The organism is Dorea sp. AM58-8 (genome assembly GCF_003464045.1).
GTDB lineage: Bacteria > Bacillota > Clostridia > Lachnospirales > Lachnospiraceae > Claveliimonas > Claveliimonas ammoniilytica.
This window is the reverse complement of sequence record NZ_QSDM01000033.1, coordinates 1-16,705: the sequence shown is the minus strand read 5'-3', so window position 1 is coordinate 16,705 and position 16,705 is coordinate 1. Positions and strand designations below refer to the sequence as shown.

Annotated in this window: 18 protein-coding genes and 1 pseudogene; 1 reads left to right on the top strand and 18 read right to left on the bottom strand. The window is 39.6% G+C overall.

Annotated features, from left to right (window positions below):
* Positions 1-446: 446 nt before the first annotated feature.
* The 5 genes from DXA18_RS14660 to DXA18_RS14635 form a co-directional block, all read right to left on the bottom strand.
* Positions 447-689, bottom strand: a complete 243-nt coding sequence (locus DXA18_RS14660) for a helix-turn-helix domain-containing protein (RefSeq protein WP_117536499.1) — start codon at positions 687-689, stop codon at positions 447-449.
* Positions 682-1,110 (bottom strand): RNA polymerase sigma factor, encoded by a 429-nt coding sequence (locus tag DXA18_RS14655; protein WP_117468904.1) that lies wholly within the window; start codon positions 1,108-1,110, stop codon positions 682-684. Before DXA18_RS14655 ends, DXA18_RS14660 begins: the two co-directional genes overlap by 8 nt.
* A 343-nt stretch (positions 1,111-1,453) precedes the next feature.
* A complete protein-coding gene (locus tag DXA18_RS14645; protein WP_243007154.1) occupies positions 1,454-3,847 on the bottom strand; it encodes an immunoglobulin-like domain-containing protein in 2,394 nt (797 codons plus the stop codon).
* Positions 3,848-4,196: 349 nt separating this feature from the next.
* Entirely contained in the window at positions 4,197-4,559 is a 363-nt protein-coding gene (locus tag DXA18_RS14640) for a stathmin-1-A (protein WP_117468906.1), read from the bottom strand.
* A 16-nt stretch (positions 4,560-4,575) separates the two neighbouring features.
* Positions 4,576-4,800, bottom strand: a complete 225-nt coding sequence (locus tag DXA18_RS14635; protein ID WP_117542566.1) for a sporulation initiation factor Spo0A C-terminal domain-containing protein — start codon at positions 4,798-4,800, stop codon at positions 4,576-4,578.
* 157 nt (positions 4,801-4,957) lie between these two features.
* On the opposite strand from DXA18_RS14635, the gene DXA18_RS14630 reads away from it, so the two are divergent.
* Positions 4,958-5,320: a helix-turn-helix domain-containing protein gene (locus tag DXA18_RS14630; RefSeq protein WP_117536496.1), complete on the top strand. Its 363-nt coding sequence runs from the start codon at positions 4,958-4,960 to the stop codon at positions 5,318-5,320.
* Between the two features lie 55 nt (positions 5,321-5,375).
* Here the strand turns inward: DXA18_RS14630 and DXA18_RS14625 are convergent, their stop codons facing one another.
* From DXA18_RS14625 to mobT, 13 genes and pseudogenes are all read right to left on the bottom strand, one after another.
* On the bottom strand, positions 5,376-6,278 hold the full coding sequence (locus DXA18_RS14625) for a conjugal transfer protein (RefSeq protein WP_117536495.1): 903 nt from the start codon (positions 6,276-6,278) through the stop codon (positions 5,376-5,378).
* A 16-nt stretch (positions 6,279-6,294) separates the two neighbouring features.
* Complete coding sequence (locus DXA18_RS14620) at positions 6,295-7,302, bottom strand: bifunctional lytic transglycosylase/C40 family peptidase (protein ID WP_117542567.1); 1,008 nt, start codon at positions 7,300-7,302, stop codon at positions 6,295-6,297.
* Complete coding sequence (locus tag DXA18_RS14615) at positions 7,299-9,509, bottom strand: CD3337/EF1877 family mobilome membrane protein (protein ID WP_117542568.1); 2,211 nt, start codon at positions 9,507-9,509, stop codon at positions 7,299-7,301. The genes DXA18_RS14620 and DXA18_RS14615 overlap by 4 nt, the downstream gene beginning before the upstream one ends.
* The gene (locus DXA18_RS14610; protein ID WP_117542569.1) at positions 9,509-11,959 is read right to left on the bottom strand and encodes an ATP-binding protein; all 2,451 of its coding nucleotides are present in this window, start codon (positions 11,957-11,959) and stop codon (positions 9,509-9,511) included. The genes DXA18_RS14615 and DXA18_RS14610 overlap by 1 nt, the downstream gene beginning before the upstream one ends.
* Positions 11,937-12,335 (bottom strand): conjugal transfer protein, encoded by a 399-nt coding sequence (locus DXA18_RS14605; RefSeq protein WP_011861948.1) that lies wholly within the window; start codon positions 12,333-12,335, stop codon positions 11,937-11,939. The genes DXA18_RS14610 and DXA18_RS14605 overlap by 23 nt, the downstream gene beginning before the upstream one ends.
* 118 nt (positions 12,336-12,453) lie before the next feature.
* A pseudogene (locus DXA18_RS14600) lies at positions 12,454-12,955 on the bottom strand (antirestriction protein ArdA).
* 17 nt (positions 12,956-12,972) lie between these two features.
* Positions 12,973-13,476 (bottom strand): antirestriction protein ArdA, encoded by a 504-nt coding sequence (locus DXA18_RS14595; RefSeq protein ID WP_117536660.1) that lies wholly within the window; start codon positions 13,474-13,476, stop codon positions 12,973-12,975.
* Positions 13,395-13,691: a conjugal transfer protein gene (locus DXA18_RS14590; RefSeq protein WP_117536659.1), complete on the bottom strand. Its 297-nt coding sequence runs from the start codon at positions 13,689-13,691 to the stop codon at positions 13,395-13,397. Before DXA18_RS14590 ends, DXA18_RS14595 begins: the two co-directional genes overlap by 82 nt.
* Before the next feature lie 96 nt (positions 13,692-13,787).
* Positions 13,788-14,117 (bottom strand): DUF4274 domain-containing protein, encoded by a 330-nt coding sequence (locus DXA18_RS14585; protein WP_117536658.1) that lies wholly within the window; start codon positions 14,115-14,117, stop codon positions 13,788-13,790.
* A 73-nt stretch (positions 14,118-14,190) separates the two neighbouring features.
* Positions 14,191-14,841, bottom strand: coding sequence for a hypothetical protein (locus tag DXA18_RS14580; RefSeq protein WP_117536657.1), 651 nt, complete (start codon positions 14,839-14,841; stop codon positions 14,191-14,193).
* A gap of 90 nt (positions 14,842-14,931) precedes the next feature.
* Positions 14,932-15,153: a hypothetical protein gene (locus DXA18_RS14575; protein WP_042741705.1), complete on the bottom strand. Its 222-nt coding sequence runs from the start codon at positions 15,151-15,153 to the stop codon at positions 14,932-14,934.
* A 1-nt stretch (position 15,154) separates the two neighbouring features.
* Entirely contained in the window at positions 15,155-15,289 is a 135-nt protein-coding gene (locus tag DXA18_RS14570; protein ID WP_117536656.1) for a DUF3789 domain-containing protein, read from the bottom strand.
* Between the two features lie 13 nt (positions 15,290-15,302).
* Entirely contained in the window at positions 15,303-16,499 is a 1,197-nt protein-coding gene (mobT, locus tag DXA18_RS14565) for a MobT family relaxase (RefSeq protein WP_117536655.1), read from the bottom strand.
* Positions 16,500-16,705 lie beyond the last annotated feature (206 nt).

Below are 16,705 nucleotides of genomic sequence, written 5' to 3'. Positions count from 1 at the left end.
CAGGTTCTTTTTTAGCCAAGTTATCAGCCCCCTTAGTCAGCTATCTATTCTCAACATACGCACATAGGCTTATCCAATATGCGTATTTTTCACAATGTTACAGAAGCAGGCAGACGGCTTTGGAAAGCTCCGTTAGTATCTCAACTATTCCCATTCTTATGGGCAGAACCGCACCATGCGGACGTATCATTATTCTGTGAGGATAGGTCGTGGCAAAACGACTTTTCCAACAGTCGCTCTCGGATCACTGCGTGGGGCGCTCGCTTTCTTTTGAAAAGGTCGTGGCGTACAGTTTCCGTGGCTCACTATCTCACAAACGTATCTGTCTGCTTTATTCACTTGTCAAAGAGCTGTGGCGAAAGCGTGTTGCTTTCATGTGAAAGGCAAGTAGCAGAGCAGAAAAGAGGGGGATTGAAACAAATCATACTCTGCTTATTTTGCCGTTGTTATTCTTCTTTTATCTCTAAATCTATATCAAAATCGTATATCATTTTCATAAGTGCTTCTCTGATACGTCCTTTTAATTCCATATCTACAACAATATGTACGTTTCCATATTCATCATAGAGCGGACGCAGACAACATTTTGATATGTACGGGTCATAAAACTGCAATAACTTCTCAATCGAAGTTTCGTTACCGTCCATTGCCGAAGAAATGAGATAATAAGACGGGTGTTTACTACTCATCAGTTTTCATCTCCTTTAACATTTTTCTGATTTCTTCAAGTGATTTTTTTCTTATACGAAATGAAGTGGAGCGGTCAATATGCAATAAATCCGCAATTTCTTTGTCACTCATTTCCAAGAAATAATACATCAGCAAATTTTCTCTGCTTTGTTCAGAAAGCCTTTTCAATGCTTCTGCCAGTTCATCATCAAGAACACGAATATCCGTACAGCATACATTAAAAAGTGTGTAATCTGTGTCGTAATTGTCCCAAACAGGCAGATTATCTACCATAATATCTGGAAGTTCACAGAAAAATATTTCTTTGTTCTTTTGTCGTTTTAATTGTTTATAATAGTCTTTTACAACACTACGAACAATCTTTTTCAAACAACATTCAAAACGGCATTGTACCGTTTTCTGAAAGTCAGATGGTTTCATATACTCGCACCTCCTTTCCTTTATGAGTGAAAAAGTGTGTATCCCTCTTTTCGCACCATATAAGGACAGCGAGGTGTGATTTGTTGCAAGAATGAAGAAAAAAATCAAAAAAATTTTAAGATATGAAAAAAGCCCGCACAAAACATAGCGTCTGTACGAGCTTTGAAGATAGTATGTATATAAAAATACTGCTGTACTAAACAATTTTTTAATTGCCAGTATCAATAGTGAGATTTTCACATAGTTTTCTATAAAGCAGAAAGGCACTTCAAAAAGAAGCACCTTTCCCAGTTTGTTATTTAGTCCTTTTTATTTCTTTTACGTTTTTTACCAAATAAAACAGCTAATGCACCAGTTGAACCAGCAAACATGGAAGTAACAATCCTACGTTTGTCATATCACCTGTTTTTACAGGGTTCTTTTGTCCGCTAGGCTTTGTTGGGGTAGTTGGCTTGCTCGGTTTCTGTGGCTGTTGTGGACTTACAGGTTTATTTGTTGCTTTTTCTTTTACAGTAACTGTAATCGTTTTTTCAGTAATTGCACCATTTTTATCTACTATACGGAAAGTTACATGATAAGTGCCAGCCTTAGAAGTATCAACATCATTTGCAACGATATTGTCTTTTGTTAAAGTGATAGTTCCGTCCTCTTTATCTGTTGCTGTCACATTTGCCAATGGGTCAAACATATCGCCTACATTCAATGTAACATCATTTGCTGAAATGATTGGGGCAGAGTTAAGGTCGCCTGTATTTTGTTTCACAGTTACAGTAATCGTCTTTTCGGCAGAAGCTCCGTTTTTATCTGTTACTTTATAAGTCACATGGTAAGTACCAGCCTTAGAAGTATCTACATCATTTGCAATAATGTTATCTTTTGTTAAAGTAATAGTTCCGTCCTCTTTATCTGTTGCTGTAACATTTGCCAATGGGTCGAAAGTATCGCCTACATTCAATGTAATATCGTTAGCAGAAATGGTTGGAGCAGAGTTAGGGTTGCCTGTATTTTGTTTCACAATTACAGTAATCGTCTTTTCGGTAGAAGCACCGTTTTTATCTGTTACTTTATAAGTTACATGATAAGTACCAGCCTTAGAAGTATCAACATCATTTGCAATGATATTATCTTTTGTTAAAGTGATAGTTCCGTCCTCTTTATCTGTTGCTGTAACATTTGCCAATGGGTCGAAAGTATCGCCTACATTCAATGTAACATCATTTGCAGAAATAGTTGGTGCTGTGTTATCTTCTCCTTGTGAGTTTAACGATAATTCTACTTTTAAAACAACGTTTCCGTCTTTATAAGTACCGCAATCATACTCATAAGTAACTGGTTTTTTTACATCATCTACCGTTATAATTCCTATATCTTTATCTAAAGTTCCATTTGCAGTAACTTTTACTTTTGAAATATCTATTCCTTGTTCAACATCTTTTTTTAAGTCGATTTTATTTCCTTTAATATCAATATAACCGTTGCCTACAAAATCATGATTATTTTCAAGAACATTGTTATTTCCGACATTTAACCAGTATAAATCGTAACATCTTAATTCTTTAATTTTTGTGTTTTTACTTATATCAAGACCTCTTATCCCTTGTTCTAAAATTCCACCAAAACTTAGTTTTTCAAGTTCTAAATTATTGCTTAAATCCAATTTTTTAATAGGTGTACTCGAACAATTAAGCTCTGTTAATTTTGTGTTTTTCGTTACATCTAATTCAGTGATGTTTGTGCCAAAGCAACTCAATTTTTTCAAGTCTAAGTTATTACTTACATTTAGCGAGTTGATTTCTGTCTGATAACAAACTAATCGATGCAAAAGTGGGTTCTTGCTTACATCAAGTGTTTTTACTTTTGTATCTCCTATATCTAAAGTAGCTAGTTGTGGATTATGTGTAACATCAAGTTCCGTTAATCCTGTCTTGTTGCAAGATAGTTGTTTTAAGTTAGGATTGTTTGTTACATCTAATTTGGAAATAGGCGTATTATATGCAAACAACATATATAATTTTTCATTCTTGGATACATCAAGACTACTGATTGATGTATTAGGGCAAGTGAATACTTCCAAATTCGGATAACGTGTTAAGTCAACGCTTGTTACTTTTGAAGAATTACAATTTAATTCTTTTAAAGATGAGTTTGTAACTGGACTTAAGTCTGAAATAGAACTGCTATCAATGCTTAAAAACTGCAAATTTGTTAGATATTGAATACCTTCTAATGAAGATATAGTTGTCATATCATGTAAATCTAAGTCTTTGGCTTCTGATATTTCATCGGCAGATAGCATATAATCTCCGTCTTCATCAAATTTTGCAATGAACTTTTCTCTAAATATTTGGTCTGGAAAATGTGCTTCATCAATAGCAATGCTTCCAGCTTTTACTTCTGTATTTTTGCTTGCTTCGACGGTCTTATCTTCGGCAACCACTTCTTTTTCTGGTGTTGCAGGTGTTTCCTGTTTTGTACTTTCTTCTGTTAAATCTTCTTTTGAAGTTTCTGCATTTTCAGCAGTTTCTTCCTGTTCCTTGTCTGTTATATTCTCTTGTACTTCTGCATTTTCTGTTCCCTGTTCCATAGGAACTTGCTCTGTCTTGTTTTCTTCTACAACGGCTTCCTGCACCACTTCTGTATTTTCCTGTGCCATGACAGGAGTAGGAAGCCCTGTAAGTGCAGTTGTTGTTCCAATCATCAATGCGGAACTTACTGCAATTACTTGTTTTTTCTTCATAATTGTTCACTCCTTATTTCAATAAATTCTTTGCATAGAAAAACGCACAAACTCCCCCTTATAGCTGGGTAATCTGTGCGTTCTGTTTATTATTGATAGAATTGAAAAAAGGGCAGAATTTACTTGTCTGTCTGTCTGTCTGTCTGTCTGTCTGTCTGTCTGTCTGTCTGTCGCAAGCGTAACAATGTGTGAACATGACTGTCAACCCTTTCTTTCAAAAAATTCAATCCTTACTTCTATATAAAAAACATTATACTGGAAATAAATACTACTTTCAATCTTTTTATACCGCCAAACTGAAAAAAGTTGCCACACCATAAACCTATAAATATAGCAACTTTCTGTACTGTTAAATTTCCGAATTATCTTCTATAAGCTGTACATAATATGCTCTTTTTTCTTCGGGAACTGTTTTTATAAAATCATCAATCCATTGTTCCATTTCCTCAAAGATACCCTCATCTTCATAATATTCTGGATATTCCAGATAGATTTCATGTTCCCGTTCTTCGTGTTCTTCCTCTATCAATGCCATATCCATATACCGTCCAATTAAAAGTTGGAGATATTGAGCATAGCCCAGCGCATTGACAAGGTAAGTAATTCGTACATAGTCCTTTTGTGTCATAGTTTTTTTCCCTGTCAGCAGTTCATAGTCACGGGAACAACAGACCGATAAAAATTCCTGTTCCTGCTGTTCTGATTGCTTCATTGCACACGCTCCTTTGTTAAAATTTCAGATTTTTACTTATTTTACAAATAAATTCTTCTGGGGTAGGTGTCTTATCCCCGAAAAGCCGTTGAAATTCTGCTTGTTTATCTGGGTCATCATTATTTCGGGCTTCTTCAATGGCAAGTTGCATTTCTTTTCTTATTTCTGCAACGGAACAGCCGTGTAATTTTGCCACTTGTTTTATAAGTTCTTTACTAGTCTTTTTGCAAAAATGTAACATAAGAATTTGACACCTCCAGTTCTTTTGTCATTTTTCTTATCATAACGCAAAATTTCTTTCTTGAATATATATTGTGTAGATTATTCATTTATACAGAGTATTATATTACACTCTGCGAATGGTTACAATATAAAAAAGCAGGAAAGGAGAGGAAACTGTGGAAGTTGATTACAAAGCAATCGGACAGCGTATTAAAATTGCAAGAATTAAAAAGGGCGTAACACAGGAAACCGTTGCCGACCTTATCGACATTACGCCAGCTCACATGAGCAATGTAGAAACAGGAAAAACAAAAGTCAGTTTACCAACCTTGATTGCGATTGCCAATGCACTTTCTGTATCAGTCGATACTCTTTTATGCGATAATGTGATTTCTTCTAAAATCGTTTTTGAAAAAGAAGCAAAAGATATTTTTTCAGACTGTGATGAATACGAAGTACGTTTCTTAGTAGATTTAATGAAGTCTGCTAAAATAGCGTTTCGTAAAGACAAGGATATACGCAATCAATTTCAAAAATAACCGTAGCTGTAAGGCACATAAATGTGTATCACAGGCTACGGTCTTTTTATATCATTTATCCTACAATCTTCCAGTTACTATCCTTATGCAATATAAGCTCATACTGCGACACCTGCATTGCCTTTGTCTGATTATCAAGGAATTTCACGGCAATCTTGACTTTCACATTGTCCCCGTCCTTTGTAAAGATAGGGTTTACCAATTCAGAATACAAATAGTCCCTGCCGATAGGCTCAACCACATTTCCAGCTACATAGTAGGCAAGCTCTTTTTCTGTGGCTGCCGGATAGAGCTTAAAGAATGTTTCCAGAAATGCGGTAGCGTCGTTTACGGTATCAGCGTCTACACTTGCGTCTGCTTCTGGTGTCTTAGGCTCATAGTCCGATTTTTCGATTGCTGGTGCAAGGGTCGGGTTCTGAACGATTACCATATCCCCGTCAGCGTCCACATGGACTTTTACAGTATATGTCGCTTTCACATTGTTTGTCTGTTCTCCCTCTTTTATCTGCTGATCTACTTCGTAGGTAGCAGAAAAAGTGTCCGTTCCCGACTGTTCGATATGCCATACAATCACATCTGTAACTGTGGAGCTGGTCGGTATATCGGTTCTAATGGTATCTAGATTCAAGTCCTGCAATTCCTTTGTCAGATAACCGCTGATTGCCTGCGTCCTTGCTTCGATAGCTTCTTTGCTGTTATTCCATGTGTAATAAGACTTCGCAAAGTTCTTCACGAAATTTTCTATCCCGTTAGTGTCCTGCAAGCGAAGCTCAATGACTTCTTTTTCATGGGTCGTGTGCTGGTCGATAGTCGTAAAATTCTTATACACCCCAAAGCTCACGCTTGCAATAAGCACCACCCACAACGCAATCACGGTTTTCTGATGTGTGCCTACCTTGACAGTACGCACCTTTTTTTCTTTGATATTTTCTGTCTGTTTCTTATTCTTCTTAAACATATTTTTCAAGTCCTTTCTATTGTTTTACTCGTCCTGCACCGATTAAGTGCTGTTGCCAATAATTACTACTTAGGTCTGCATATCCTATCGGGTCGCCTGCATGATATATCTTGTTATTCCCTACATAAATTGCAACGTGCGTTACATAAGTACCAGCATTATAGGTGGAATGGAAAAACACCAAATCGCCTGCTTTTGCCTGCGAAAGTGGAAGATGTTGGGTTGCGTCATACTGTGCCTGTGCCGTTCTCGGTAAGGAGATACCAGCTTTTCCATAGCACCATTGCGTCAATCCCGAACAGTCAAAGGAAGTGTTGGGATTGCTACCGCCATACACATACTTCCAGCCTTGATATTTCAACGCTTCATTCATGACCTTTTGTGCCAGTTCTCCCGATACCTGCGGTACAGCTAAATACTGATTGACTAATTCCACATAGAACATATTTCCATAGCCATACCGCCAGCCCCCGTTCTTCGCAACGGCTATCGGGTTGGTATAGGTTACTTTCTTTCCACCCGATTTTTCACGGGCGAAGCTCTCTGCAAGATTAAAAGTGTGCTTCTTTCCTTTTCCTGCCACATAACCCACATAACCACCACCATAGTTATAAGACTGTATTGCTACATTCAAATCGTCGATACCTTGATTTTTGCAGGAAGAAAGCAGGGACGCAAAATATTTACACCCCTGCTTGATTGAGCTTTCTGCATCTAAAGAGTTAGGCGGTAAACCAAGACTTTCCGAACTCTGCATAACATCTTCTGCCGTACCGCCACTTTCTACTTGAATGATAGCCAGTAGCACATTGACATACTCAGAGATACCGTTTTCTTTGGCGTATTTTTCTACCATAGGCTGATGTTTCAAAACTTCTGCGGATAAGTTCATACCCGTAATGCCCGAAGAAAAGTTGCTGTTCTCGTCGTCGCTGTCCGCACTAATCAAGACACCAAAGAAAAGCACCAGAGAAAAGAGGATAGGAAACAGACTGCCAATAAGAGCGATATGTTTCAGTTTCATTTTTTCTTCTGTCCTTTCTTCGTTACAAGGTTACGAGTTTTCTCTGTTGTCTGCTGGTTCTTCTGGACGCTCTGCGTCTGCTGAACCTTTGTCCTGCGGTCTTTGGTGTAATTCTGGCGTGTTTCCTGCGATACTACTTTTTCTACATTCTGCCTATGTACTGTCTGTGTAGGTTGGGTCGCTTTTCTATCAGAAGCACCAGAAGATAGCGGACGCTCTTTGATAACATTTGTCTTGACTGGCTCACTTGCTTTCGGAGTTGGAGCTGTGGCAGGGCGTTTGACTTTCTGTATTTTTTCCGTACTCGGCTTTGAAGCTGTGGCTGGTCGCTCATGGGGACGGGTAGCTCCCGTTGTCGCTGATCCGTCAGCCTTTCGCTGTGCCTGCCTTGCTTCTTGTGCCTTTTGAAGCTCCATACGCTTGTCAGCAATATTTTGTCTATGCTGTTCCTGCCTTTCCAATCGTCCCGACTGTCTGGACTGCTGTTCCTGCACCATGCCACGCTTGAAGTCGGACACGCTGGACTTTGCTTTTTCCTTTGCGGAATACACCGCATAAGCGGTCTGTGTCGGCATATCCTTGATATTCTCTTTGACAGCGTTTGCCTTGTCTTTCACTTTATTTTTCGTATCTAAGACAGCACCGACAGCAGAACCAGCACGATTTCCAAAACTGGAAGAAGTGTTGCTTCGTGAAAAAATACGTTTATCTTTTTGAGGATTACTCCTTGAAGAACCATTACCCGATAGCATAGCTCCCGTAACCGCACCTGTGCCAGCTCCAACCATACTTCCATGACTAACAGCTCTAGCCATGCGTCGCTCCATTCTTCTAGCCCTATGTTGCATAAACAGATACGGTCTGCGGAATATGCGTCGTCCCATACTTTGACTGTCGCCAGCATTAAGCGAGAACATACTCATTAAATCGCCCAGCTTCATGTAGATACCAGCGAAACACACTATCTGCAAGAACGCAACCATGAAAAATGGATAGTCCGTGGAAATGTTATAAAACATACTGGAAATGCTGAACGCCACCGTTACAATGAGCGTTATTCCTGCCCGTGTCATTATGGTATTAAATACCCTCACGATTGCCTGCTTTGCCATGCTTTCATAACTCGGTATCATGGAAAGTAAAAAGCTGATAGGTAAAAACATTGCAAAGATAATAAAAAGTATCTGGCTAAACAACATCATGCCCGTAAGCAAGAATACAAATATTGTTATCCCTAAATTGAAGAACAGTAGGAAGAACACCATGCCTAAACGATTTACCACCTGCGGTATCGTCAGATTGTTGTTGTCGTTGTCCTCAATTTCTGTTTTCACGACTTCCTCTCTGGTCTTGCCGTCCTCGTCCTCTGGGCTTACTGATACCAGTGCTTCCACACGGTCTGTCCCGATTTCCTCAGCGTTGCTGTTTCCAAATTGCAGAAGTAGCCACGGCTGTTCCACTTGAATAGAAAATAGGCTGTCCCGTATCAAGTCCACGCTGTCCTTGCCCTCGCTGTCGGAGTTGGGGAGCATGATTTTTGTTCCCAAGTCCAAAGAAGCGGTACTGATGTCTGATGAAAATTCATTTATCTTCTTGATGTAGTCGGGAGCGTAGGCAATAAACGAAGCGGACAGCACGAACACCACCACAAAGTTGATAACAGCGTGAAGTGCCTTGCTGGTTTCCCGTTTAATCAGTCCCGTATAGGCAACATACATTCCCACCACTAAGATAATGAGAAGCAGGAAACCAACATAGAAGCCCGTAGAAGAAAAGCCGTTCTCGGTTACACCTGCAAGGGTCTGTATGCTCTTTCCGATACTGTCTGCCATATCGTTGATGAAGTCCAGCTTATAGGCTTCCTGCACCACATAGCCCGTTGCATTGCTTAAATAAAGGCTTATCGTCCAGACAAAGTTGGTAATGCAGTAAAGCCCGTACTGTACCGATTTTCCGATACCGTCCAGCCAGTTCCACGGCAACCACGACCAGCTATTATCCACATAAAAATCAAGCTGGTAGTTGGAAAGGGGATATTTTGAGTAAAGATTTTCTGCGTTTATGGTATCGTCCACAAGCCCCGTCGCATGAGCCACCGTCCCCAAAAGTGAAAGCAGGATAAGGGAGAGTGCCACCACGAACAGAGCCATTTTGAGAAAGTGGAAAATCTTCTTTTTTGTGAACGCACCTTTTATCCTTTCTTTCATCACTCCACCTCATTTCTCTGCACGGGCGGTCTGGTATCAAAGGCGTGTAGCAGTTCTTCAAAGACTGGGTGTATCTGCACCACACCGACACGTCCGTATAAGTCCTGCAATAAGCATTGTCCGTTCTCTAAATCACGCAAGCGTTTCTGGTTGTTCTCGTCGTCCTTGTCAATACCGAAAAATTCTAAGGTCTGTTTTATCTCGTTAATGTCAGTAGAACGGAAAGCGAATTTTAAACCGATATTGTTTTTCAGACTTTCCTTTGACACGTCGCCAGAAGATTGTGTAACAAAATAAACGCCTGCCTGCATAGCTCGTCCAGCACGCACCAGCTTATTTGATAAGGTTTCGCCTTGTGCCACATTTAAGAACGCCCACGCTTCGTCCAAATCGACAATCTTAAAAATACTTCTGTCCGAATGGATAAAATCAAGGGCAAAGGTACTAATCACAATCAGCATAGACACCGACAATAATTCAATGGTCGTGTATTCCTCAAAGGTCGTGTCCTTATCTGGTAATACTAAGTCCGCTACTTGAATGATATTGAGCTGGTTATCCAGACTGATTGCATTTTCCACCGTACCGTCTGAAAACAGCAGGTGTGCAAAGTCGTAGTCCGTGAAGCTGTCGATATGGTCTGCAATATTTCTTGATATGGGTGTATCTTCTCGGCGTAGCTCGTCTATCACATGGAGCAAGCCCCGACTGTCGCTCTGGGTAACGGAACGCACCGCTTTTCGTAACACGGGAAATTTTTCGCCGTCCCTAGAGGAAATACCCGTTAAAAATGTCAAGATGTCGATTGCCAGACTTTCAGCGTCTTTTACATTCTTCATAATCACGAACGGGTCAAGAAGTCCTGCATTGTCTTTGTCGCTGGTAAGATTTACGATATTGATTTCATGGGCTATCTCTGAGAGCGTTTCTTTCCAGTTGCCACGCTCTGATTTTGGGTCTAAGATAACCGCTTGACCGCCAAAGAGAACAGAGTAGTACACAAGAAGATTGTTGCAGAACGACTTTCCACCGCCAAGCGAACCGACAAAAGCAGAAGCAAGGGCGTTGGTAACTGTACCTTTCACACCTTGACTGGCAAGGGACGGTTGCAGGTACACATTTCTTCCCGTATCAACGGAATAGCCCATATAGATACCCGTAGTTTCCCCTAACTGCTGTGTCGCACCAAAACCAAGCCCTGCCAAGAAGTCTGATTTTACATACTGCACATAATCATTGATATATCGCTTGCTGGCAGGAAGAAATTCAGAATGAAGCCCCAGCATATCCCCAGCAGGACGTACCAGCTTTACATTAAGGTCGTCGTAAAAGTCCTTGACCTCATCACAACGGCGTTTCAGCTCGTCAAGATCGGGTGCAGACACCCGTATCACGTAGCTTAACTTATACATACTTTCTTTTGTCTGGTCTAAGTCCGTTTCCAGTTCGTCCACGCTGTCTAATGCGTCCACCACATTTGAACTGGTTTCACTTCCTGCTTGATAAGCGTGATTGTCAAGGTCTTTCAATTCCTTTTTCTTGTTGCGGACTGTTGTTAATGCTTTTCGATTTTCCACGATTTCTACATTCATAGAAGTATCAACGGGGAATGTGAATTGCTGTTGCTGGAAATAGAAGATTTCACTTGACGGAAAATCAAGCTCGCCTACAATCGCATTGACGGTAAAATAGGATACATAGCTTTCCTTGTCCTCATGTTCCAAGCGTAAATATCGCTGGCTTTCCTCAATCACACACCTTGTCGGACGGATAAGGTCGTAGTATTTTATCAGCGTTTCTTTCTGCAATTTCTTTTTTGGTAACTGATATTCGTAATCTTCATAGGCGATACCGTCCCTGCCGTAAAGATGTTCCATGAGATACCCAAAATCATTGATTTCCAAGCGACGTACCTTAAAGCGACGGGAGATTTTATTTTCCAGTAACTTTTCCATTTTCATGTAACGGTTGATTCCATCATTCGGCATGGAAACAAAGTCATTCATCAGCGTGTGGTTCACTTCATGGAGAAATTCCGCAAACGTCAGCCATGCCGATTTTTTGATGTTCTTCAGATTGAACTGTTCTTCCGTAACCATGAGCTTAAAGCCAAGAAAAAAGCGGTAGTCCACTTGATTGTCCCCAATCATTGATACTAACGCTTCAGTCTGTTCGTCTATTTTCTGGACTGCCACCTCACGAAGTTTACCCGTTACCAGTTTCTTTGACTGTTCCTGCATACTTTTAATTGAGCTTTCTGTGGCAATCTGCAAGGCATGAATTTTACCCTCACGGGACTGTGCGATAAGCTGTCGAAAACTGTCATGCACGATAAATTTCTGCTCTGCGGATAAGAAAGAATAGTTGTACGGTATCAGCTCATAGTAGGCGAACACCTCATTGTCCTTGTTCCAGACAAGGTTATTGTCAATATATTTTATCGGGAACATAGTTCACACTCCTTACTGCCGTGATTGTTTCATTCAAGGTCTGCTTATGCAGTTTTACGGCTTTTCCTGCATAAGTGATTTTTGGTCGCAGGGCATAGGTTATCTGTGATTTCAAAAAGCTGTACGGCTTCTTTCCGTCAAAGGTTTTCTGCGACATAAACCAAGTGAGAGCAACTGGAATACCGAAGTATTTGAGAAATGCTCCCTCAATCATGGAAAGTGGGGGCATATCCCCAAACAGAATGATGATAAATTCTGTAATCACAAACCATGTAATCTGTGTAAAAGTAACGGGAAAAGGCAGGTTAAAGTCATTGATTGCATACAAGACTTTTTCCACGTTCCAGATACCCGTGTAGCTTTTAATCTTTTTCAAGTTCTTTCAGCTCCTTTCGTAAGTTTCTAAATAGAAAAGGACAGCCATGTTTCAGACTGTCCCTTAAAAGAGAAATACGCTGTCAGTAGCAACAATGCTTGTTGCTGATCTTCCAGCGTTAATATGGTATCTCACACATACCTCGCTTGTTTCGATAAAGCAACCGCCCATATCCAAATCTCGCCCGTAGCTTCATAGTCAATGTAGTTCTGTAAACTGGGTGGAATGTCGCCAAGTGCCTGCAATTCGTCTATGTAGTAGTAGGCAACGTCTGTCATGGTTTCACAGTCTGGATAATAATAAATATCGTCCTTGTGTTCCACGACTTCTTCCAGCGTCCCGTAGTGGCTGATAAATTCGTCCAGACACTCTACGATATAGTCGGGAAGTTCCTCTATCATTTCATACATCTCATTGAGTTCTTCAATGGAAACATACTCGCCAATCGCAATAGGGAAGTTATCGGTATCATGGATTGCGTATTCCTCGTACTGTTCATTCAAGCCGATTTTTTCTTTTACATCTTCTTCGTCAATGGGAAATGTGAACCAAGCACCGACTAAATAGCCCTCATTGTATTTGCCAAGATTAGCAATATAAACCGCCATATCATCAATCATAAGCACCACCTCATTTCCTACTCTGGCAGTTCAAAGATAGTGTGTTCCGTTACAAGATAGCGTCTGTTTTCCAGCAAATGAGAAGCGTAGGCTCCAAAGTCAAAGTAATATTCTTGACAGTCCTCGGATAAATGTTTGAACGTCGGGTCATTCATCAGCTTTTGTCTTGCAACATCTATCATACTTTTACAGTCGTGATAAACGATAATCACGTTCCTGCAAATATAAAGTGCTTCTAAGTTCTCAAACACAGTAAGAAGTGCGATATATTCTTCCTGCATATCGCTGGAAAGCTGGTGGTACATATAATCTAATTCGTTGAGTTGATACACACTTGTATGTTCGTGGACTTCATCAGCATAAGGCAACACCTTTTCGATAATGCGGTAATCCCCACTTTCTGCACCGACACCTAGCTTTTCTTCAAACTCAGCAACATCTATCGGCAGGTCGAACCAGTACGACGTTGTTTCTTCGCCAGTTGTTCCTCTCGTTTCCACCAGCACCCTTGTTTCCTGCATTGTTCCTCACGTCCTTTCTGTTGTTTCATCACATCTTTTAAGGTCTGGTACGACATACCAAACACATATTTAGAAAAATCTTCTAACTGTCTTTCTTCATAGTCGGCAGGGTTCAGCCGTTTCATTTCCTGCCACACCTTACGCTTGTAAGAGGGCAGGTCGGAAATGTATTCACAGCCGACGTTTGCCTGCATATCCTTAAAAATATCGTTCATTTCATCACTCCAATCTGAAATTTTGGTAAGAAAAAAGCAGTCAATCCTAAGACTAACTGCTTTGTGTGTAGGGATATGAAATTGTCAAACTGGGAGTTATAAGTCAGTTAAAAAAATTTTTGAAATACCTTTTTTCTGAAGTTTGTATTTTTGAACTTGGGATAATGGAATTTTAAATGTTGTGCTTGTCTTTGGAAATTTATTGTTCAATATATCATCATAGAGAACGGTAATAAATTTCCCCCATTCTTTTAAGTCAGTTATCTTTGTTGAATCGTCTAAGAAAGCATAACCATCACTTAAATAAAATATCTCTAGTGCTAGTGCTAAATCACAACTGGGGGCAGCAAGTATTTGTTTTGGAATTTCAAATCCGTCATCCCAGTTGTATTCATTTAGCTTACTTCTTAAATCATTATATACCATTTTTATATCTCCCAAATTCTAATTTATCTATAAAGCATTGTTACAAACTATGAAACTCCTATTTTAACATGCTCTACAAACCGCTTTCTTTCAAAAAGTCTTCTTTATTTATAACCCGTTTATAAAATTCTTGCTTTATTTCTTTTCTTAAAATTCTATTTTGAATTTTTCTCATATTATTAAAATCCAATGTAAACTCTTCGAAAATTTCTTGCAAAGATTTTATGATTTTTTCTGCTTCTTCAATATCAATTATGGCAAATACAATATTTTCTCCGTTTTTTGTTGCTATTGATAATTTTTCAAATGATGAATATAAAGATTTGCGTTCTGCTATCAAATCCAAAATTAATTTTCTTGGTATATAAACCTCATCAGCATAAATCCATTTAGAGGAATAATATATTTCAATCTTTCCAGATTTCTTCTCATCAATAACGACTTTTGAAAACGATTCATTATTAATTCGATCTTTCAATTCTCTAAAAGATAAATATTTTTTTACTACTGTCATACACCTAAAACTTTTGGGTATTAATAGTTTATATAAAAAGTAAAGGAAACAAACAAGCACAACAATGAAAAGAAATGCAACTCCAAAATCTCTTTGCAATTTATCTGTTCCCATAATACTTTTTTGCAATGAGACTACAACAATTATAGTACACATAAATGTAATTATTGCTAATATAATTCTTTTAAATGTCCATATTCTTTTAATCATTTTCTACTCCAACCTTTTTAATAAATTCTAATTTGTCGCTTTCTTCATATCCACATTATAACATTCTCATATCAGCACTACAATAAAATTTTATGCTCCAATAATCTTATTGAACAGTTCTAACAGTACATCTTTCACACCGCCAGCATTGAATACCAATCCGACAGCAACAAGAGCAACTACTAAGAAGCCAATGAGCTTTGAAAACTCACGCTTGAACCCTAAGTAGATACCGATAACCACAATCGCCATAAGCACTAAGCTCTGTGCGTTACTTAAAAACCATTGATACAAATTGTTTCCGAAATTCATGTTATTTGTCCTCACTTTCTCTTAATTGTTTCATTTTATAGTCGGCTTCTTTGCCGACACTTAACATACACATCAAGACTACGCCGATACCCATTCCCAGAGATACCAGCAGTAAATCTTTTACTAATTCCCACATTTTTTCATCACTCCTAACTTTCCACCAAATCTTTTGCAGGGGTCGTCTGCTGTTTGATTATCATTTCATGCTTTTCACTCAAAGTTGCCTGCTTCTCAATCGTTTCCATGTAGTCTGTGCCGTTTCCTTTATCAATCCTTTTCAGCATTTTCAAGGTCGGTGCTACCTGCCTTTGTACCCAACGCAATGTGCGGTCTAAGGTGTACGGCTCTGGCTTTGTCGTCAGCTTCAAGCTCTGTCTGTTATCGCCGATAAACCAAGCCCAGCGATCGTTGAGCTTCCAGTCATTTTTTCGTTTGTCTGATTCTTCATCAACAAATCGCACATATTGATTGATGATAGAAAATGCGGTCTGCTCTGCGTCATAATAGGTCAGTAAATCTCGTACTGCATAATAGGCACGTTCATTTCTAAGCCGTATCTCAAAACGGTTGATAATGTCGGCTTCTTCCAAAGGTGTCCCTAACTTGACGTACTGCTCATAGTCCTTTTCATAGATACAGAAATACACATCAGATTTCAGCGAACCAAGATAAAGGGTATGTCCCATATATTCTCTGTCCTCCTCTCTGTGCTTGATAAGCTCACCCGACCGGTAAAACTTATAGCTTCTGGACTTTCCGATATATTCCCGTTTCCTGCATTTTTCCGCAAGCTCTGGAATATCCAAAATGCCCGTATGGTCGTTAATAGCAAGGTCGATACGCTTCATCACGCCACCGTCTACCAATGCGTCCATGAGAAAGTCATACCAGCTTCTTTGCTGTGCCAGCAGGTAACTTTCAAACTGCCTGCAACCACGCCCCTTTAATTCTAAAAGGACACCTTTTTCTTCGTCAGCCGACGTATAGATAAAGATGTCCCCTAGAGAGTAATGCTCCGTATAACTGTAACGCCCGTAATCTTCATGGAGCATATAGTTGATATTCAGTTTTAATATATCTTTGATGATGTGCTGTATATCCAGCGTAGGAAAACGAATTTTCACATAATCAAACAGCATGGTAAGCGGTGCTTCGGGATTGAACCTTGCCAGTTCCTTATGCAGAGTATTCAGAAGTTCCTTTGACGGCTTCATTTTTCCACTTTCTATCTTGTTGAGATATTCCCTTGTGATACCAGAAGCCACCGCCAGCCTGCCTTGTGAGATACCGTAAGCAATCCGTTTCTCCCGTAATTCTTTTATCCATTGTTCTTTATTCAGAACCATACCCCCAATCTGTCAAGTGTGAAGTTTTTTAAGGCGACTTCACAGCCGATTTTTGCTAAAAAATCATGCCAGAAGCCTTATGTTTCCTATGTTTTTCGTCTATTGTCTATTTGCAAACGTACCCCTCTGTTAGATACCGAGGGGTTTTACCTGCTGGCGTGGCTTACGCCACACCAGCAACGGCTAGTCCGTGCCGTCGCCTTTCG